Source organism: Citrobacter sp. RHBSTW-00017 (assembly GCF_013797615.1).
GTDB lineage: Bacteria > Pseudomonadota > Gammaproteobacteria > Enterobacterales > Enterobacteriaceae > Citrobacter > Citrobacter braakii.
On the sequence record NZ_CP056899.1, the window covers coordinates 2234233 to 2253363 of the forward strand.

Below are 19131 nucleotides of genomic sequence, written 5' to 3' on the forward strand. Positions count from 1 at the left end.
TCACTTGTACGCCATCAAAATTGACTTTCCCCTTATCCTATAATTGACTGATTAAGAGTTAATCCCCCTAACTGGTGAAACATAAAACACAGATCATGAATAATCTGCCGCTGCTAAATGATTTACGCGTCTTTATGCTGGTTGCCCGTCGGGCAGGATTTGCCGCCGTTGCCGAGGAACTGGGTGTATCACCGGCTTTTATCAGTAAGCGAGTAGCCCTGCTGGAGCAGACGCTGAACGTGGTGCTGCTGCACCGGACAACGCGGCGTGTAACCATCACGGAAGAGGGGGAGCGGATCTACGAATGGGCGCAGCGGATCCTGCAGGATGTCGATCAGATGATGGACGAGTTGTCTGATGCCAGGCAGATCCCGCAGGGGATGCTACGCATTATTAGTAGCTTTGGTTTTGGCCGCCGGGTGGTGGCTCCGGCGCTGTCTGCGCTGGCAAAAGCGTACCCGCAGTTAGAACTGAGGTTCGATGTTGAAGACCGCCTGGTGGATATGGTGAATGAGGGCGTCGATCTTGATATTCGTATCGGGGATGATATCGCGCCGAACCTGATTGCCCGCAAGCTGGCGACTAACTACCGTATTCTGTGCGCCTCGCCGGAATTTGTGGCGCAGCACGGGACGCCGAAGCAACTCAACGATCTCTCCACTTTTCCTTGTCTGGTTATCAAAGAGCGCGACCATCCGTTTGGCATCTGGCAAATGCGTAATAAAGAGGGCGCTCACTCAATTAAAGTTACGGGGCCTCTGTCGTCTAATCATGGCGAAGTGGTACATCAGTGGTGTCTTGATGGGCAGGGAATTGCCCTGCGTTCGTGGTGGGACGTTTGCGACAACATTGCCGGTGGACATTTGGTACACGTATTACCCGAGTATTATCAACCAGCAAATATATGGGCGGTTTATGTTTCTCGGCTGGCGACGTCGGCAAAAATCCGTATTACGGTTGAGTATTTGCGCCGCTATTTTGCCGAAAACTATCCAAAGTTTACTTTGGAATAAATCCGCAACAGCTGGCAAGAAACTGAAAATAAAAAAGGCAGAATAATCTGCCTTTTTTGCAACTATAACTCACTGAGCAAAGCCGTTATTTAGACTCTTCAGCTTCAGGTAATGTCACGTTAAGTTCGAGGATAGAAATATCGCCGTCTTTTTGTTCAAGCTGTACGGTGACCATTTCGGGATCAATTTGTACATACTTGCAGATAACCTCGAGAATATCTTTCCTCAGTTGCGGTAAATAATGTGGCTCGGCGTCACTACGACGACGTTCCGCAACAATAATCTGCAGTCGCTCTTTAGCGATGTTCGCTGTGCTCTTTTTCCGCGAGAGAAAAAAATCCAGTAATGCCATAACTTATCCTCCGAACAGGCGTTTGAGGAAACCTTTCTTCTCTTCTTCAATGAAGCGGAAAGGACGTTCTTCTCCCAACAGACGGTCTACGGTATCAGCATAGGCTTTACCGGCATCAGCATTGATGTCGAGAATAACCGGCTCACCCTGGTTAGACGCGCGCAGGACTGACTGATCTTCAGGAATCACGCCAACCAGCTTGATTCGCAGAATTTCCAGTACGTCTTCCATGCTCAGCATGTCACCTTTATTTACGCGGCCAGGGTTGTAGCGCGTCAGCAACAAATGCTCTTTAATCGGATCTTCACCGTTTTCCGCACGACGAGATTTCGACGCCAGAATACCCAGAATACGGTCAGAGTCACGTACAGAGGAGACTTCCGGGTTAGTGGTGATAATCGCTTCATCGGCAAAATACAGGGCCATCAGCGCGCCGGTTTCAATACCCGCCGGGGAGTCGCAGACGATGAAATCGAATTCCATCGTTTTCAGGTCGTCCAGAACTTTCGCGACGCCTTCACGCGTCAGCGCGTCTTTATCGCGAGTCTGTGAGGCCGGAAGAATAAAGAGATTTTCGGTACGCTTATCTTTGATTAACGCCTGATTTAACGACGCATCGCCCTGAATAACGTTGACGAAGTCGTAAACGACGCGGCGTTCACAACCCATAATCAGATCGAGGTTACGCAGGCCGATATCAAAATCAATAACGACAGTTTTCTTTCCCTTCTGGGCCAAACCTGTAGCGATGGCCGCGCTGGAGGTGGTTTTGCCAACGCCCCCTTTACCCGAAGTAACAACAATAATGCGTGCCATAGAAATTCCTTGTTAAAAAGGGATCAATTCAACGGTTGAACTGTCAAAGCGTTCTCTGCTAATTGCAGACGGGCCGCTTTGCCATAAAATTCTGCTGGGATTTTATCACTCAGCCAATAAACACCTGCGATAGACACCAGTTCTGCCGTCAGATGGGTACAAAAAATTTGCGCTTCACGATCGCCGCTTGCACCTGCCAGCGCACGGCCTCTCATCATTCCATAAACATGAATATTGCCATCAGCGATAAGCTCTGCGCCCGCACTGACGTGGCTTGTAACAATCAGATCACATTGTGGAGCATAAATGCGCTGACCGGAACGAACCGGCACATTTATTAATCGTGTTTTTGTGATGGGAGTAACGTTTTGCGGCGGAGCGACGGGAGCCGGGACCTCAACAGGCGCAGGACGAATAGCTTTTTCTTTACCTTCAGTCAGTAAAGGAAGACCCATTTCGTCGATTTCTGCCTTTAGTCTGGCGTCTTTGCATCCGCTAACGCCAATAATGCGCAATCCGGTAGACGCGACCACTTTCTGCAGCGCTGACCAGTTTACCGGGCTTTCAAGACCACTCACGTTAACCACCACGGGAGCATGTTTTAAAAAAGCCGGTGCCTGCGCGATTTTGTCTTCCAACGCCTGACGAATAACCTCGGGTTCTGCTTCATGTAAATGAACCACTGATAAGGTGAAGCTACTGCCTTTAAGCTCGATTGGCGTGTTTGACATCCTGGCCTTACTCAATTTGCTATTTATCATCCCCAGCGCGGGGTGATATTCCGAAGACTATAAGGCATGTTATAGTCAGTATTATATTGAGGCAAGCCACCATTCCGTGAATTCAGAGTAAAAGATATGTTTTGTGTGATCTACCGAAGCAGCAAACGTGACCAGACCTATTTATATGTCGAAAAAAAAGACGATTTCTCGCGCGTTCCTGAAGAACTGATGAGAGGATTTGGTCAGCCGACGCTGGCAATGATGTTACCGCTTGATGGGCGTAAAAAATTAGTTAATGCCGATCTTGAAAAAGTAAAACAGGCCCTGACTGAGCAGGGCTATTATTTACAAATACCCCCGCCGCCAGAAGATTTACTTAAACAGCATCTGGCAGCGGCAAAACAAAATACACCAGACGCTAAACGTTAAACTGCATCCGGCAGCAGCACGTTCCATCGATGCAGTACCTGAAATCTATGACTACGTTAGGGGAAAGTAATGTATCAACATCACAACTGGCATGGTGCTCTGCTGGATTATCCGGTGAGTAAGGTGGTTTGCGTAGGGAGTAACTATGCCAACCATATTAAAGAGATGGGTGGAACTACCCCGGAAGAACCGGTTCTGTTTATTAAACCGGAAACCGCGCTGTGCGATTTGCGCCAGCCGCTGGTGATCCCATCTGATATGGGGTCTGTCCACCATGAAGTTGAGCTGGCTGTGCTGATTGGCGCGACCCTGCGGCAAGCGACAGAAGATCATGTGCGCAAAGCCATTGCCGGTTATGGTGTCGCGCTGGATCTGACCCTGCGCGATATTCAGGGCAAAATGAAGAAGGCGGGGCAGCCATGGGAAAAAGCGAAGGGTTTTGATAACTCTTGCCCGCTGTCTGGATTTATTCCGGTGGCGGAATTTAATGGCGATCCGCAGGATACGATGCTTGGATTAACGGTCAACGGTGAAACTCGCCAGCACGGCTCCACGGCGGACATGATCCATCACATCGTTCCCTTGATTGCTTATATGAGCCGTTTCTTTACCCTCAAAGCGGGCGATGTGGTGCTAACGGGAACGCCAGCAGGCGTGGGACCTTTAAGCAGCGGCGACGAACTGGCCATCAGTTTTCACGGTCAAACGCTAACAACCCGCGTGCTGTAATCTCTGCTTGCCGCCTTTTCGGGCGGCAAAACTTGCATCAGCGTGCCAGACTGGTTATAAGGTGCAGCTTTATTGCAATAGCGGAAACCCTGATGAGCGACATACCTTTCTGGCAAAGTAAAACCCTTGATGAAATGACCGATGCCGAGTGGGAGTCATTATGTGACGGGTGCGGTCAATGCTGCCTGCATAAGCTGATGGATGAAGACACTGACGAAATCTACTTTACCAACGTCGCCTGTCGTCAGCTCAACATTAAAACCTGCCAGTGTCGTAATTACGAACGTCGATTCGAGTACGAGCCTGACTGCATCAAACTGACGCGTGATAATCTGCCGACTTTTGAATGGTTGCCGATGACCTGCGCCTATCGTCTGCTCGCAGAAGGAAAAGGGCTGCCGGAGTGGCACCCGTTGCTGACAGGATCAAAAGCGGCGATGCACGGTGAACGTATCTCGGTTCGTCATATTGCGGTGAAAGAGTCGGAAGTGCGTGACTGGCAGGATCATATCCTGAACAAACCTTCATGGGCGGACTAACTACATGAGTTTAAATGGTTTTGTTTCTTCTCGTTTTGAGCATGTGGCATCTGTGGGGCATTACCTCCAAAATTAGCGTTCAATATTGCCAGTTGGTTGTCATTGTTGTCTTTCATCCATTTACCGTAAACGCTGTAAACCATCTGTGCTGACGTATGCCCCATTTGAGCCGCAATGAAGTTGGGGTTGGCTCCGGCGCTTAATGCCCAGCAAGCATATGTGTGTCGAGACTCATATGACTTGCGGTGCGGAATGCCGCTCCTTCTTAATATGTTGTTCCACGTTCCTGAGAATGACCCGGGCGAATACCATTCACCTCTTTTACCATTCCTTGCCGTTAACCTAAGAACAAAAACAAATGTGCATTCATCCCGGCAAGTTCTGCCAAACTCTCTGAGGTGAACGTCTATCTGGTGTTGTTTCCCCATCCTGGTGTAAGCCATCTGGCTTTTTAGTGCCTCGATAGCCGGGGTAGTAAGTGTAAGTATCCCGCATAATCGTGCCATTCACATTTAGAGATCCTCCGGCATAATCAATCTGCCAACAAAGGAGATCGCTATGCGTAAAGCCCGTTTTACTGAGCATCTGATCATCGCCGTGATTAAGTCGGTTGAAACCGGACGAACTGTTAAGGATGTCTGCCGGGAGACCGGTATCTCTGAAGCCACCTACTACAACTGAAAGTCCAGATACGGCGGTATGGAGGCTTCTGATATTAAAAAATCAAGGATCTTGAGGATGAGAACCGGGCGCTGAAAGACGTTATCGAAAAAAGCTTTAAAACCAGCCTTTAAGCGTGAGCTGGTCACTCATCTGATAACGACATTTGGACTCAGTATCCGTCAGGCCTGCCGGAGTCTGAACCTGAGCAGAACGGTTTACCATTACCGTCCGGATACCACGCGTGACGAACCCGTTATTGTCGCGTTGCAGGCAGTGGCCGAGCGATACCCACGATACGGTTTTCCGAAACTTTTTCAGGTTTTGCGGCGGCAGGGATACCCGTGGAATCACAAAAGGATCCACCGTATTTACTGTCTGCTGAAACTGAATTTTCGCCGAAAGGGCAAACAGTGGTTGCCGGTGCGTAATCCCTCGCCACTGGCCACGCAGGAAGCGCTGAATCAGAGCTGGTCTGTCGATTTTATGCATGATGCCCTGGTCTGTGGCCGTCGTTTTCGCACGTTCAATGTCGTTGATGACTTTAACCGTGAGGCGTTGTCGATTGAAATCGATCTGAATCTGCCATCTCAGCGAGTGGTCCGTGTACTCGACAGGATCGCGGCAAATCGCGGGTATCCGGTCATGCTGCGCATGGATAATGGTCCGGAATTTATCTCTCTGGCACTGGCTGAATGGGCAGAGAAACATGCAGTAAAACTGGAATTTATCCAGCCAGGTAAGCCGACGCAGAACGCTTTCATTGAGCGCTTTAACCGGACATACCGTACAGAAATACTCGATTTTTATCTGTTCAGAACGCTGAATGAAGTGCGGGAAATCACGGAGAAATGGTTATCAGAATATAACTGTGAACGCCCGCATGAATCACTGAACAATATGACACCGGAGGAATACCGACAACACTATTATTTGACCGGGATCTCAAAAAATGCATGGAACTAAAACGGGTCTATTTACAGTATCAATCACTGAGCTGCCAGAGAAAACATTAGAAGAGCTCATTCCCCAGACAGAGGCCGAGCAGAAGAGGTTGAAACAAATTGCAGACGAGGAGATTGAATTGAGGAATACGCCTCTGATAGAGGAAAAGAAACAGAGGACGATGATTTAATTAAATGGCAGGTTTACTGGTTAGAATTAATGCGCTTAGACACATCTAAACCAGTATAGCCTGCCATTCCTGAGTAGGTTTATTAACCCTCTATAATGTAATAGCGATAGAAGTTTTTTTTCATTTATCCATCTTGATCATGAAACCAAGCAATATGACAAATTGAATCATAGCGCACAGGATGGAGAAATGAAGATACCTGTAGTCAGATGCAGGTGTGATGAAGAAATGAGGCGCTGCAAATATGAAGCATGATATTCCCAGCAACAGGCCTATACTCTTTATCCCATTTCTAGTAAAAAGAAATGCAATTGTTGACATCAAAGAAAGAAGTAAATAAATCCATGGCAGGTAGATATATGGCATCGATTTTATCGTTTCCATATACAGTGAGCTTGCCTTGTTAGGTGAGAATTTAATTCCCCAAGGGTTTTCTACGCTACCTTCTTGCACAACCCATGCAGGAGTCCCACTGCCAACCCTGAGTAATTCTCTAAATGTATCAAGTCTTACATTAAGATAGGTTAATGGGCTATTCATTATCTCCTGCATCCATTTCTTACTTAACGCACTAACCTCAGAATCATCAACTGATGTAAGGTTTCCAGCCTTAGTACCGTAAAACATTAAGTTATTGCTTCCGGCCCAATAAAACGACTTTGCATTCTCTTTATCAATGCCGACTTTTCTCACAATATAATCAGGAAGAAGAACTTCACCTTCTGCTATGCCCATCCCTAGTAAATCGTAGCTTTGGATATATTGCAATGGTGATGTCTTTGTAACATTAAGAGTGCTAACAATAATAACAGGAAGCAATATAATGATGGCGTTTGACCCAATGTAAAGTGAAAGCTTTCTTACGACATTTTTACAATTATCGTCGTAATAAAACCACCACGCCATGATTACCAATGCTACTGGTATCCCATTAGTTTTACTTCCGCATGCAAGTGACATTATAACAACTAAAACAATCAGCCTTGTGATTGAGAATAATTTATTCTCAATTGAATTAAATGTTAGTCCAATTGCTAAAATCATCAGTGATGAAAAAACGACATCCTTCCATATCTGAGCGGTAACAAGAAGAACTTGCGGGGCAGCGCCGACAATCAACACCGCAACAGATAAATACCCGATTCTTCTGTGCAGAGTCATAGATAACAGGTAAAGACCAAGCCAATAACAGATCTGATTTTGAATAAGGAAAATACCCGGTCCTGAGTCGATTAAATTTAACTTACCCCACCACCATGCCATTATCACTGGTTGCCATGAATTATAATGACCAGTAAGGGATTCATTATATTGAATAGTAGAGTCAACACTCATCCATCCAGGATAGAACATCATCGTGCAAAATATCATAAATGCAAATGATGTTAATGTGTATATATATTTATAGTTTACTTTACCATCTAACTTTAAAGGCATAAATTATACCGATCCAACCTATATAGTAACATTATGAAATGCTGAGTATTATGCACCAACATTTGACCTTCATCCATAGCCGCGGTCGCAAGTTGATGATGCAAATGGTTATCGGAATGGAAAAAGTACATGGAATTTGTTCATGCGCGTTGATACAACAAAAGATTCGGACGTTGAATGGCCTGAGCTTACTGCATAGAGACTTCACTCAGATATGAGACACTCATAACTTTGCTAGGCTTTGCCATTTTTTTCAAAAATGTAAAGAGTGATGGGGCATGGATGGGGCAAAAAATTAGCGCAAAACAACTCAAAACCTCTAAGGTGGTGATTCTTCTTGCGCTAATACTCTGCTTTATGACTGCTTTCGGTTCACTTCGACGCACAATAATTTAATAGTGCCGCCTATTCTGAACAAACCTTCATGGGCGGACTGAGCCGCCCATCGATTAGCAGGCGTTAAGGGTTAAGACTTTTTCGCCTGATACATCTCATCGGAGTGGTTGTCATCTTCCACCCAGAAGTTAATGTTGAATTGCGCATCGTCGCTTAATTCAACGCGATGCCAGTACTGCGGTGGGCTGGTTGCGAACTGACCGGCATTAATCACCACTTTCACTTCAGGTTCTTTTGCGTCTTCATTGGCAAAGCCATAATACGTTACCGTACCTTCCATTACGCAGAGCTGTCCAAACACGCCTGCTGCGGTGTTATGGTGAGAAAGAAGTGCTGCCGGGACGTTGTCTTTGGTAAAGAAGGGAGTAGAGCGTTTTACTTTCCAGTTTGCCGGGATGCGTAAATGGGACATCAGACATCTCCTTGGTGTGGCATCTATAAGATGTATTTAATATACATCTTATAGATGCCAGCAGGCAATGAATTTAAGGCAAAAAAAACGCTCCCGAAGGAGCGTCTCTGTTAGCGACCGAAGAGGTCACGTTTTTTCGGTTTAAACGGCTGTGCTATCACCACCAGCACGGCGACCACCAGGTAAGCGGCGAAGATCCCCAACAGCCACTGTGGCATTTCCAGGGTTAAAAAAGACCACTGGCGTTCAGCACAGTCACCGGATGCTAAAAACACCTGCGGCAGCCATTTGTCCAGCGGCAGCCAGCTCGGGAAGCGTGCGGCAAAATCACAGGTCATAAACGGTGATGGGTGCAACTGAATCATGGTGTGCTCATACGCTAACTGAAGTCCGCGCCAGGCACTGTAAATCCAGATAATCATCGCCACATAGCGCAGCGGCGTTTTTGGTGCGATAGCCCCCACCAGCCCCGCGCCCATCACGCCAAATAATGCGCTACGTTCGTAAATACACAACACGCAAGGTTTTAGCAGCATGACGTGCTGGAACCACAGCGCGACAAGCTCCAGCGCAAAGGCGGTTAACGCCAACAATAACCATGCACCACGACCTCGGGAGCACTGGTTTAAAAATCGCAACATAATAATTTCCCTGCAACATGCGTAGAGAGCGCAGTTTAAACCAATTCAATTTATGCGCCACTAGCAGGAATTGAAAATTTGAGTAATCGGATAATTATCATGCAAAAAGTCAAACCGGGCAGTGATTTGCCCGGTAAATTGTTATGAAAGTGTAGCTAACCAGCCCGCCTGGGTCATCCACTCAGTCACCGGAACAAGCGTGAACTCGACGCAAAGCAGACCAACCAGCGTCAGGACGAGAGTATAAGGCAGAGCCATCCACACCATGCGGCCATAAGAGAGTCGAATCAATGGTGCCAGCGCAGAGGTCAGCAGGAACAGGAATGCCGCCTGGCCGTTTGGTGTAGCAACGGAAGGCAGGTTAGTCCCGGTATTGATCGCCACCGCTAACAGCTCAAATTGGTTAAGGCTGATGGTCCCATGTTCCAACGCGGCTTTGGCTTCGTTAATGTAGATGGTGCCGACAAACACGTTATCAGAGATAGAAGACAGCAGGCCGTTAAAGAGATAGAACAGCGTCAGTTGAGCATGTTCAGAGGACTGCAAAACAAACTGAATAATCGGTGAAAAGAGCTGTTGATCGATAATCACCGCAACGATAGAGAAGAACACGGTTAGCAGGGCAGTGAAAGGCAGCGACTCGGTAAACGCTTTACCAATCGCGTGTTCGTCAGTAACGCCGGTCAACGACGTGGCCAGGATAATGACGGACAGACCGATTAATCCGACTTCCGCCAGATGCAGGGCCAGGGCAACCACCAGCCAGATACCGATAATCGCCTGAACAATCAGTTTGATTTTTTCCTGACGAGTACGCTGCTGACGGCTTTGATCGTCAAACTGTTGCAGGACATCGCGGACGGTCTCCGGCAGCGTTTCGCCATAGCCAAACCAGCGCAATTTCTCAACCAGCATGCAGGTTAACAGGCCGCAAATCAGCACCGGGACGGTGACCGGCGACATGCGCAGGAAAAAGTCACCAAAATGCCAGCCAGCCGCTTTGGCGATAATCAGGTTTTGCGGTTCGCCGACCATAGTCATTACGCCGCCTAACGCCGTACCGACACCCGCATGCATCATCAGGCTGCGCAGAAAACCACGGAACTGCTCCAGTACGACCTTATTGTGCTGATCGATATGGCTATCATCGAGCATATTGTTGTCTTCCGTGCGGGAAGAGGCGAAGCGATGGTAAATACCATAAAAACCAACCGCTACGCTGATTACCACGGCAACGACGGTCAGCGCATCCAGGAATGCAGAAAGGAAGGCGGCGGCAACGCAAAATGCCAGCGACAGCAGCATCTTGGAGCGAATCGTAAGCAGTAGGCGGGTGAAAATAAACAGCAGCAACTGCTTCATAAAGTAGATGCCAGCCACCATAAACATCAGCAGCAATAGCACCTCAAGGTTAGCGGCAACCTCTTCACGCACATGTGTGGCGCTGGTCATGCCGATGATGACCGCCTCGATGGCTAGCAGCCCGCCTGGTAGCAGCGGGTAACATTTTAACGCCATCGCCAGCGTAAAAATGAACTCGGCCACCAACAGCCAGCCCGCAATAAAGGGATTGATGAAAAATATAACCGGGTTAACGACTAAGAATACGAGTAGTGCAAGTTTGTACCAGTCAGGTGATTGACCTAAAAAATTGCGCCACATAGCGCGGCCCCATGATAGCTCCATGGTGATTTCCCTACCTTTAAAAATGAAATCATGTTTTTATGTTTGACCGCAAAGCTTAGCGGGAGGAGGGAGTACAGGCAAGCTATTCACGCGACGGACAAGGCTGGCTGTGCTTCAGCGTAATCTGGAAAATGAAGCCTTGATCCACTTTTTCTTCATTGCGTCAGCTATCAGCCATGTAGCCCGTCTGGTATGATAACTGTAACTATGTTTTGCTGTGTAATGGAATTATCACTATGGTCATTAAGGCGCAAAGCCCGGCTGGGTTCGCGGAAGAGTACATCATTGAAAGTATCTGGAATAACCGCTTCCCACCTGGCACTATTTTGCCTGCTGAACGTGAACTCTCTGAACTGATTGGAGTGACACGTACCACGTTACGCGAGGTATTACAGCGTCTGGCGCGGGACGGCTGGTTGACCATTCAACACGGCAAGCCGACGAAGGTGAATAACTTCTGGGAAACCTCCGGGCTAAATATCCTTGAAACGCTGGCGCGTCTCGATCACGAGAGCGTGCCGCAGCTTATTGATAATCTGCTGTCCGTGCGTACCAACATCTCGACGATCTTTGTTCGTACCGCGTTTCGCCAGCATCCTGATAAAGCGCAGGAGGTTCTGGCAACGGCAAATCAGGTGGCCGACCATGCTGATGCGTTCGCCGATCTGGACTATAACATTTTCCGCGGTCTGGCATTTGCCTCTGGCAATCCGATTTACGGTTTGATCCTCAATGGAATGAAGGGATTATATACCCGCATTGGCCGCCATTATTTCGCCAATCCGGAAGCCCGCGCGCTGGCGCTGAGCTTTTACCGTAAGCTGTCAGAACTTTGTGATCAGGGTGCTCATGAGCAGGTATATGAAACGGTGCGTCGCTATGGTCACGACAGCGGCGAGATTTGGCATCGTATGCAGAAAAACCTGCCGGGCGATTTAGCTATTCAGGGGCGCTAATCGCAGCTTATCCGGCCTACGAAATGCATTGTAGGCCGGATAAGACGTTTTCGCGTCGCCATCCGGCAATAAGATTTACAGACCGTTCATCCTCGGCGGGCAACGCTCCAGCAGTTCCACACTGCCGTCTTCATTCTGCTGCTCCAGCATCACGTCAAAACCCCAGAGCCGGTGCACATGCTTGAGCACCTCTTTGCGTCCTTTATCCAGCGGAGCGCGATTATGCGGAATATAGCGCAAGGTGAGCGAGCGGTCGCCGCGCAGATCGACATTCCAGATTTGAATATTCGGCTCAAGGTTGCTCAGGTTATATTGCGACGACAGCCTGTTGCGGATCTCACGATATCCTTCCTCGTTGTGAATCGCGGAAATCTCCAGATAATTATGACGATCGTCATCCAGCACGGTGAACAGGCGGAAATCACGCATAACCTTCGGTGACAGGAACTGGCTGATGAAGCTCTCATCTTTGAAATCGCGCATCGCGAAATGCAGGGTTTCCAGCCAGTCAGAACCTGCTATATCCGGGAACCAGTATTTGTCCTCTTCGGTAGGCGACTGACAAATTCGTTTAATATCCTGGAACATGGCAAAACCCAGAGCATAGGGATTTATCCCGCTATACCACGGGCTGTTGTACGGCGGCTGGAATACCACGTTGGTATGGCTATGTAAAAACTCCAGCATAAACCGTTCGGTGACTTTACCTTCGTCATAAAGGTGATTAAGGATGGTGTAATGCCAGAAAGTGGCCCACCCTTCGTTCATCACCTGGGTCTGTTTCTGCGGATAAAAATACTGGCTGACCTTGCGCACAATGCGCAGCACTTCGCGTTGCCAGGATTCCAGCAGCGGGGCGTTCTTCTCCATGAAGTACAGAAGGTTCTCCTGCGGTTCAGAAGGATAACGTCGGGCTTCCGCAACGGTTTTCTCTTCCTCTTTCTTCGGCAGCGTACGCCACAACATATTTACCTGGCTTTGCAGATACTCTTCACGGCTTTTCTGTCGGGCTTTCTCTTCCTGTAGGGAGATTTTTTGCGGGCGTTTGTAACGATCCACGCCGTAGTTCATCAGCGCGTGACAGGAGTCGAGGAGCTTTTCGACTTCATCCACGCCGTAACGCTCTTCACACTGGGTAATATAGTTTCGCGCGAAGATCAGGTAATCGACGATGGAGCTGGCATCCGTCCAGCTACGGAACAAATAGTTGTTTTTAAAGAAGGAGTTATGTCCGTAGCAGGCATGCGCCATCACCAACGCCTGCATGGTGATGGTGTTCTCCTCCATCAAATACGCGATACACGGATTGGAGTTGATAACAATCTCATAGGCCAGCCCCTGCTGACCATGCTTATACAAACGCTCGGTTTCAATAAATTTTTTACCAAACGACCAGTGAGGATAGTTGATTGGCATCCCGACGCTGGAGTAAGCGTCCATCATTTGTTCGGAGGTGATCACCTCGATTTGGTGCGGGTAGGTATCCAGTCTGTAGAGTTTCGCCACGCGGTCTATTTCCGCCAGATAGACATCCAGCAGATCAAACGTCCAGTCGGGTCCATCGCTTAACCGTGTGCTGTCCTTGTTCATGGAATCAATCGTAGCCATTCGCGCACCCTCATTGTTGGCGGCACTCTCTGTCTGGAGTACCTCATTTCAAGCATAGATCATGGTGTTAAAAAACGTGCTGCGGCTGAATTTTTTTCTTTGCGATTTCTTGTTAGCGAGGCGTCGAAAAACGGTATGGCCGCAAAATTTTATGCTGGATAAAAATAACGCACAGCAGGAGATACCAAAGCAGGGAGTTCCCCGCCATCACCGCCATATGTGAGATAAGTCACCATAAAAAAGCCATATGTTGAATAATATTTTCAACTGAGTTATCAAGATGTAATTAGATGATTGTTCTTTTACTGTTAACGGAGTGGCTATGCGAGTTGTCATACTGGGAAGTGGTGTCGTTGGCGTGACCAGCGCCTGGTACTTAAGTCAGGCTGGACACGATGTCACCGTCATTGATCGTGAGCCCGGTCCGGCACTGGAAACCAGTGCGGCGAACGCGGGGCAAATCTCTCCAGGTTATGCAGCACCCTGGGCGGCGCCAGGTGTACCGCTTAAAGCAATTAAATGGATGTTTCAGCGCCATGCGCCGCTGGCCGTTCGCCTCGACGGGACGCAGTTCCAGTTGAAATGGATGTGGCAGATGCTACGTAACTGCGACACCAGCCATTACATGGAAAACAAGGTCCGGATGGTGCGACTGGCGGAATACAGCCGTGATTGCCTGAAAGCGCTACGCGCCTCTACCGGTATCGAGTACGAAGGACGCCAGGGCGGAACGTTGCAACTGTTCCGTACCGCTCAACAGTATGAGAACGCGACCCGCGACATCGCCGTCCTCGAAGACGCCGGCGTGCCGTATCAGCTCCTGGAAGCAAGCCGTCTGGCGGAAGTTGAACCGGCGCTGGCGGAAGTGGCACACAAGCTGACCGGCGGTCTGCGTTTACCGAATGACGAAACCGGTGACTGCCAGCTGTTTACCCAGCGTCTGGCGCTGATGGCGGAGCAGGCGGGTGTGAAATTTCGCTTTAATACTCCGGTCGATAAGCTGTTGAGCGATGGTGAGCAGATTTATGGCGTTCAGTGTGGCGAGGAGATAGTCAAAGCCGATGCCTATGTAATGGCGTTCGGCTCGTACTCTACGGCGATGCTGAAGGGGATCGTTGATATTCCGGTCTATCCGCTCAAAGGCTATTCATTGACCATTCCGGTGGCGCAAGATGACGGCGCGCCGGTTTCAACGATCCTTGATGAAACCTACAAAATCGCCATTACCCGCTTTGATAAACGTATTCGCGTTGGCGGCATGGCGGAGATTGTCGGCTTCAATACGGAATTGCTGCAACCCCGTCGTGAGACGCTGGAGATGGTCGTCCGCGATCTCTTCCCACGCGGTGGGCATGTGGAGCAGGCAACCTTCTGGACCGGGCTGCGTCCGATGACGCCGGACGGTACGCCAGTGATCGGGCGAACGCGCTTTAAGAATCTACTGCTTAATACCGGCCACGGCACGCTGGGCTGGACCATGGCCTGCGGTTCGGGTCAGTTGCTGAGCGACATTCTGTCAGGCCGCACACCAGCCATTCCTTACGACGATCTGAGCGTGGCGCGTTACAGCCCGGGGTTTACCCCATCTCGTCCACGGCATTTACATGGCGCACATAACTGATAAGGACGTGAGATGACTCGCCCGATACTGGCCAGCATTGACCTGCAGGCGTTGAAACAAAACCTGACCATTACCCGCCAGGCCGCGCCGGACGCCCGCGTCTGGTCGGTGGTGAAAGCCAATGCATACGGACACGGCATTGAACGTGTCTGGAATGCGCTGGGCACAACCGACGGTTTTGCCATGCTCAATCTTGAAGAAGCGATAACCCTGCGTGAGCGCGGGTGGAAAGGCCCGATACTCATGCTGGAGGGATTTTTCCACGCCGAAGACCTGATGGTGTATGACAAATATCGTCTGACCACCTGTGTACACAGTAACTGGCAATTAAAAGCGCTGCAGAATGCGCGCCTCAACGCGCCGCTGGATGTTTACCTGAAGGTGAACAGCGGCATGAACCGACTGGGTTTCTTACCGGAAAGAATATCAACGGTCTGGCAACAGCTGCGGGCAATGCCCAACGTCGGTGAAATGACGCTGATGTCCCACTTTGCAGATGCGGAGCACCCGGAAGGTATTCAGGACGCCATGGCGCGGATTGCACAGGCGACAGAAGGGCTGGAGTGCAGACGGTCGCTGTCCAATTCGGCCGCCACGCTGTGGCACCCTGAAGCACATTATGACTGGGTGCGCCCGGGCATTATTTTGTATGGCGCGTCACCTTCGGGACAGTGGCGGGACATCGCCAATACTGGCCTGAAACCGGTCATGACCCTGAGCAGTGAGATAATCGGCATACAGACGCTGAAAGCAGGAGACCGGGTGGGCTACGGGGGACGCTATACCGCCAGTGGCGAGCAGCGTATTGGCATTGTGGCGACCGGGTATGCAGACGGTTATCCGCGCCATGCGCCAAGCGGAACGCCGGTGCTGGTGGACGGCGTACGCACTACAACGGTGGGGACGGTCTCAATGGATATGCTGGCGGTAGATCTGACACCGTGTCCGCAGGCGGGGATCGGGACGCCGGTAGAGCTGTGGGGCAAAGAGATTAAAATTGACGATGTGGCCAGCGCAGCGGGTACGGTGGGCTACGAGTTGATGTGTTCTCTGGCGCTGCGCGTGCCGGTTGTGACGGTGTAACGTATATGAAGCCGGATGTCGACGCTGATGCGTTTCATCCGGCTACACCGTTTATGCGACGCAGAGCGCAAACCGGGCAAAGCGCTGCCGCCGCCCGGCAAAAAGCATCAACGCGCCTCATCCTCATCTTCAGCAACGCGAACACCGACCTTCAGCACCGCATTATCTTCTTTCTCAGCAACCGTCCAGATCATGCCAGCAAATTCAACCTGGTCACCGACGACCGGCGCGGCGCCAAGCAGATGCTGGACAATTTCACCCAGCGTTTGCTGTTTATCACGATACTCTGTGCCATCTTCCAGGCCATAAATCAGTGCCACATCGGCATATTTTGCGCTGGCCTCGAGAATAAAATCACCGAAGAAGCGCTGGTCTAACGATACCGGCGGCGACTGGCTAAACAGCTTGCCGAGAGCAGGGAGATCGCGCTCACGACCAATGACGCACAGAACATCGCCTTCACGCAGCCGCGTACTGCCGGATGGGTGAAACAGCACGTTGTCACGAAACAGGGCGGCAATTCGCGTCTCTTCCGGCATATGCAGGTCACGCAGTGCGGCTCCTACACACCACTTATCCGCGCTGAGCTGATAAACGAACTGCTCCCAGGGGTTTTCCGGATGAATATCCAGACCAATGCGCGAAACGGGCCAGCCGACGGGAGGAACCACCACTTTGGCTTTTTTGGCGGCCCAGGAAAGCGACGTTCCCTGAAACAGCAGCGAGATCAGAACCACGAAGAACGCGACGTTAAAGAACAGGCGCGCATTCTCCAGACCCGCCATCATTGGGAACACGGCGAGGATGATGGGGACTGCACCGCGCAGGCCCACCCAACTGATGAAAATGCGCTCGCGCAGATTGAAGCCACGAAACGGCAGCAGTCCGGCGAAGACCGACAGCGGACGGGCAATGAATATCATCCATGCAGACAAAATCAGCGCAGGTATCGCGATAGGCAGCAGGTCGGACGGCGTAACCAGCAGTCCCAGCACCAGGAACATGGCGATTTGCGCCAGCCATGCCAGACCGTCGAAGTTTTGCAGAATGCCAAATCGGTTGCGGATGGGGCGATTACCCAGCAGGAAACCACATAGATAGACCGCCAGAATACCGCTGCCTTCCAGTGCAGTGGTCAGGGCAAAAATCAGGATCCCACCGCTTAAGGCCAATAGCGGATAAAGCCCGGCAGGCAGTGAAATGCGGTTAATCATTTGCTGAAGCAGGTAGCCCCCACCGAGACCCAGTATGATCCCTAAGCCGAACTGCTGGATAATATGCACTGCAAACATCCAGCTTAAACCGGTCTCGTGATTTTGAATCATGGCGATAAGCGTGATGGTCAAAAACACCGCCATCGGGTCATTACTCCCGGATTCAATTTCCAGCGTAGAGCCAACACGCTCGTTAAGCCCCTTGCCGCCGAGCAGGGAAAAAACCGCCGCGGCATCGGTTGAACCGACAATCGCGCCAATCAGGAGTCCTTCGATAAGATCCAGATGAAACAGCCACGCGGCCATCATGCCGGTGAGTCCGGAGGTTATCAGCACCCCGACGGTCGCCAGCGACAGCGCCGGGCCTAACGCGACACGAAATGAGCTGGCCTGGGTGCGCATCCCGCCGTCGAGCAGGATAACCGCCAGCGCCAGGTTACTCACCATATAGGCGAAAGGGTAGTTATCGAAAGGAATACCGCCCACGCCGTCGACTCCCGCTAACATACCGATAGCGAGAAATATCACCAGAATAGGGATACCAAGACGTGATGAGAATGAACTGAGTAAGATACTGCAGGTGACGAGTACGGAACCCAAAATAAAAAGGCTAATTATTGCTGCGGCATCCAACGTTCGGTTACTCCTGAATTACGCTGTTTCGTATTTATAAACCCTAACATAATAACGACAGAAACAGCGTTTTACTTAGCCCTGTTAACCGCTTTTTTTACGATTTAAGTACCGGATGCCCACTTAAGGTGAGCTGAGCGCCGTTTTTATCATTTTTCAGTACCGCTCTGGCCCCCAACGGCAAGGTGACGGTGCGTTGTTCATGACCAAAATCGAGGCCGTCGATCACCGGAACCGATAACCTGGCGCGTAGAAAATCACAAACTGAGTCAAGACTGTAACCCGCGTCGTAATCATTAGGTGCGCTGCCGCTAAAACTGCCGAGGATAATGGCGTTTTGTCGGGCCAGTATTCCTGCGTGATACAGTTGCAGCAGCATGCGTTCAATGCGAAAAGGATGCTCGTTAATGTCTTCCAGCACCAAAATGCCGTTTTCGATAGCGGGCATCCACGGCGTGCCCATCAGAGAAATGAGCATCGCCAGATTTCCGCCCCATAGCGTACCTTCGGTCGCACATGCCGGACCGTTACCTTGCCACTCGAGGGTAAATTGGGCATTGCGAACAGCCTGCCAGAAATGGTGCTCGGTAAATGCGTTCATCTCCTCGGCGCCAAAGTTAGCCGCCAGCATCGGGCCGCTGAAGCTAATCACATTCCCCTGCGCCAGCAGACCACACTGGATTGCGGTAAAATCGCTGTGTCCGCACAGCAGCAGTGGGTTGTGTTGCTGACGGTTCGCCAGCGCCTGCCAGTCAATATCTGCCAGTAAACGGCTCGCGCCATAGCCGCCGCGTACTGCCATCACAATGGTATCGGGCGTGTTCAGATTTACGAGCGCGTTCACATCAGCAAGCCGTTCTGCTTCTGTACCCGCAAAACGCTGGCAGCGGCGCGCAATGACCGCTGAATTGTCGACCTGATGACCGGCCTCAGTAAGACGCGCCAGCCCGCGTAAGGCAGCCTGCTGGTTGATACAGTAGCCCGACGGGGCAATTAAGTGAAACCGGGACATGGCATTTCCTTGCTACAACTAAAACCAAATGTATATC

At 50.3% G+C, this 19131-nt stretch carries 17 protein-coding genes and 2 pseudogenes; 8 read left to right on the forward strand and 11 right to left on the reverse strand.

Going from position 1 to position 19131, the window contains the following annotated elements; genetic code table 11:
- Positions 1-95: 95 nt before the first annotated feature.
- Positions 96-1013: a LysR family transcriptional regulator gene (locus tag HV037_RS10850; RefSeq protein WP_016153377.1), complete on the forward strand. Its 918-nt coding sequence runs from the start codon at positions 96-98 to the stop codon at positions 1011-1013.
- 85 nt (positions 1014-1098) lie between these two features.
- On the opposite strand, the gene minE is transcribed toward HV037_RS10850, so the two are convergent.
- The 3 genes from minE to minC are packed head-to-tail and all read right to left on the reverse strand — an operon-like array spanning position 1099 to position 2912.
- A complete protein-coding gene (minE, locus tag HV037_RS10855; protein ID WP_001185666.1) occupies positions 1099-1365 on the reverse strand; it encodes a cell division topological specificity factor MinE in 267 nt (88 codons plus the stop codon).
- 3 nt (positions 1366-1368) lie between these two features.
- Entirely contained in the window at positions 1369-2181 is an 813-nt protein-coding gene (gene minD, locus HV037_RS10860; RefSeq protein WP_003020956.1) for a septum site-determining protein MinD, read from the reverse strand.
- A 23-nt stretch (positions 2182-2204) separates the two neighbouring features.
- On the reverse strand, positions 2205-2912 hold the full coding sequence (gene minC / locus HV037_RS10865; RefSeq protein WP_016153376.1) for a septum site-determining protein MinC: 708 nt from the start codon (positions 2910-2912) through the stop codon (positions 2205-2207).
- Positions 2913-3038: 126 nt separating this feature from the next.
- Here minC and HV037_RS10870 point away from each other — a divergent pair, with 126 nt between their 5' ends.
- The 3 genes from HV037_RS10870 (at position 3039) to HV037_RS10880 (ending at position 4600) form a co-directional block, all read left to right on the forward strand.
- Positions 3039-3332 (forward strand): YcgL domain-containing protein, encoded by a 294-nt coding sequence (locus HV037_RS10870; protein ID WP_016153375.1) that lies wholly within the window; start codon positions 3039-3041, stop codon positions 3330-3332.
- 69 nt (positions 3333-3401) lie between these two features.
- Complete coding sequence (locus HV037_RS10875) at positions 3402-4061, forward strand: fumarylacetoacetate hydrolase family protein (protein ID WP_016156786.1); 660 nt, start codon at positions 3402-3404, stop codon at positions 4059-4061.
- A 92-nt stretch (positions 4062-4153) separates the two neighbouring features.
- Positions 4154-4600: a YcgN family cysteine cluster protein gene (locus HV037_RS10880; RefSeq protein ID WP_016153373.1), complete on the forward strand. Its 447-nt coding sequence runs from the start codon at positions 4154-4156 to the stop codon at positions 4598-4600.
- Here HV037_RS10880 and HV037_RS10885 read toward each other — a convergent pair.
- Positions 4597-5085, reverse strand: a pseudogene (locus tag HV037_RS10885) (tyrosine-type recombinase/integrase); the annotation flags it as partial. The gene HV037_RS10880 and the pseudogene HV037_RS10885 overlap by 4 nt on opposite strands.
- 73 nt (positions 5086-5158) lie before the next feature.
- Here HV037_RS10885 and HV037_RS10890 point away from each other — a divergent pair.
- Positions 5159-6226, forward strand: a pseudogene (locus HV037_RS10890) (IS3 family transposase).
- Between the two features lie 289 nt (positions 6227-6515).
- Here the strand turns inward: HV037_RS10890 and HV037_RS10895 are convergent.
- From HV037_RS10895 to nhaB, 4 genes are all read right to left on the reverse strand, one after another.
- Positions 6516-7730: a hypothetical protein gene (locus HV037_RS10895; protein WP_137352310.1), complete on the reverse strand. Its 1215-nt coding sequence runs from the start codon at positions 7728-7730 to the stop codon at positions 6516-6518.
- A gap of 568 nt (positions 7731-8298) precedes the next feature.
- Positions 8299-8640: a DUF1971 domain-containing protein gene (locus HV037_RS10900; RefSeq protein ID WP_016153372.1), complete on the reverse strand. Its 342-nt coding sequence runs from the start codon at positions 8638-8640 to the stop codon at positions 8299-8301.
- Between the two features lie 110 nt (positions 8641-8750).
- The gene (dsbB, locus tag HV037_RS10905) at positions 8751-9281 is read right to left on the reverse strand and encodes a disulfide bond formation protein DsbB (RefSeq protein ID WP_003844060.1); all 531 of its coding nucleotides are present in this window, start codon (positions 9279-9281) and stop codon (positions 8751-8753) included.
- 141 nt (positions 9282-9422) lie between these two features.
- Positions 9423-10967 carry a Na(+)/H(+) antiporter NhaB gene (gene nhaB / locus HV037_RS10910; protein WP_029139569.1) on the reverse strand — a complete coding sequence of 515 codons (1545 nt, stop codon included), beginning with the start codon at positions 10965-10967 and terminating at the stop codon, positions 9423-9425.
- 236 nt (positions 10968-11203) lie between these two features.
- On the opposite strand from nhaB, the gene fadR reads away from it, so the two are divergent.
- Positions 11204-11923 (forward strand): fatty acid metabolism transcriptional regulator FadR, encoded by a 720-nt coding sequence (fadR, locus tag HV037_RS10915; protein WP_016153370.1) that lies wholly within the window; start codon positions 11204-11206, stop codon positions 11921-11923.
- Positions 11924-11998: 75 nt separating this feature from the next.
- Here fadR and HV037_RS10920 read toward each other — a convergent pair whose 3' ends face one another.
- Positions 11999-13531 carry a SpoVR family protein gene (locus tag HV037_RS10920; protein ID WP_003833557.1) on the reverse strand — a complete coding sequence of 511 codons (1533 nt, stop codon included), beginning with the start codon at positions 13529-13531 and terminating at the stop codon, positions 11999-12001.
- A gap of 322 nt (positions 13532-13853) precedes the next feature.
- Between HV037_RS10920 and HV037_RS10925 the strand changes: the two genes are divergently transcribed.
- Together HV037_RS10925 and dadX are read left to right on the forward strand one after the other, a co-directional pair.
- Positions 13854-15152: a D-amino acid dehydrogenase gene (locus tag HV037_RS10925; RefSeq protein ID WP_181500327.1), complete on the forward strand. Its 1299-nt coding sequence runs from the start codon at positions 13854-13856 to the stop codon at positions 15150-15152.
- Positions 15153-15164: 12 nt separating this feature from the next.
- Entirely contained in the window at positions 15165-16235 is a 1071-nt protein-coding gene (gene dadX / locus HV037_RS10930) for a catabolic alanine racemase DadX (RefSeq protein ID WP_049269119.1), read from the forward strand.
- 107 nt (positions 16236-16342) lie between these two features.
- Here the strand turns inward: dadX and HV037_RS10935 are convergent, their stop codons facing one another.
- Both HV037_RS10935 and ldcA read right to left on the reverse strand, forming a co-directional pair.
- Positions 16343-18082 (reverse strand): potassium/proton antiporter, encoded by a 1740-nt coding sequence (locus tag HV037_RS10935; protein ID WP_016153367.1) that lies wholly within the window; start codon positions 18080-18082, stop codon positions 16343-16345.
- A gap of 97 nt (positions 18083-18179) precedes the next feature.
- Positions 18180-19094 (reverse strand): muramoyltetrapeptide carboxypeptidase, encoded by a 915-nt coding sequence (gene ldcA, locus HV037_RS10940; protein WP_019076960.1) that lies wholly within the window; start codon positions 19092-19094, stop codon positions 18180-18182.
- Between the last annotated feature and the right edge of the window lie 37 nt (positions 19095-19131).

Excerpts from the sequence above, each read along its gene's own strand:
- HV037_RS10925 (WP_181500327.1), top strand. The coding sequence starts at position 13,854 with ATGCGAGTTGTCATACTGGGAAGTGGTGTCGTTGGCGTGACCAGCGCC.
- HV037_RS10870 (WP_016153375.1), top strand. The coding sequence starts at position 3,039 with ATGTTTTGTGTGATCTACCGAAGCAGCAAACGTGACCAGACCTATTTA.
- dadX (WP_049269119.1), top strand. The coding sequence starts at position 15,165 with ATGACTCGCCCGATACTGGCCAGCATTGACCTGCAGGCGTTGAAACAA.
- minD (WP_003020956.1), bottom strand. The coding sequence starts at position 2,181 with ATGGCACGCATTATTGTTGTTACTTCGGGTAAAGGGGGCGTTGGCAAA.
- nhaB (WP_029139569.1), bottom strand. The coding sequence starts at position 10,967 with ATGGAGCTATCATGGGGCCGCGCTATGTGGCGCAATTTTTTAGGTCAA.
- HV037_RS10850 (WP_016153377.1), top strand. The coding sequence starts at position 96 with ATGAATAATCTGCCGCTGCTAAATGATTTACGCGTCTTTATGCTGGTT.
- minE (WP_001185666.1), bottom strand. The coding sequence starts at position 1,365 with ATGGCATTACTGGATTTTTTTCTCTCGCGGAAAAAGAGCACAGCGAAC.
- HV037_RS10880 (WP_016153373.1), top strand. The coding sequence starts at position 4,154 with ATGAGCGACATACCTTTCTGGCAAAGTAAAACCCTTGATGAAATGACC.
- HV037_RS10920 (WP_003833557.1), bottom strand. The coding sequence starts at position 13,531 with ATGGCTACGATTGATTCCATGAACAAGGACAGCACACGGTTAAGCGAT.
- HV037_RS10895 (WP_137352310.1), bottom strand. The coding sequence starts at position 7,730 with ATGAGTGTTGACTCTACTATTCAATATAATGAATCCCTTACTGGTCAT.
- fadR (WP_016153370.1), top strand. The coding sequence starts at position 11,204 with ATGGTCATTAAGGCGCAAAGCCCGGCTGGGTTCGCGGAAGAGTACATC.
- ldcA (WP_019076960.1), bottom strand. The coding sequence starts at position 19,094 with ATGTCCCGGTTTCACTTAATTGCCCCGTCGGGCTACTGTATCAACCAG.
- dsbB (WP_003844060.1), bottom strand. The coding sequence starts at position 9,281 with ATGTTGCGATTTTTAAACCAGTGCTCCCGAGGTCGTGGTGCATGGTTA.
- minC (WP_016153376.1), bottom strand. The coding sequence starts at position 2,912 with ATGTCAAACACGCCAATCGAGCTTAAAGGCAGTAGCTTCACCTTATCA.
- HV037_RS10900 (WP_016153372.1), bottom strand. The coding sequence starts at position 8,640 with ATGTCCCATTTACGCATCCCGGCAAACTGGAAAGTAAAACGCTCTACT.
- HV037_RS10875 (WP_016156786.1), top strand. The coding sequence starts at position 3,402 with ATGTATCAACATCACAACTGGCATGGTGCTCTGCTGGATTATCCGGTG.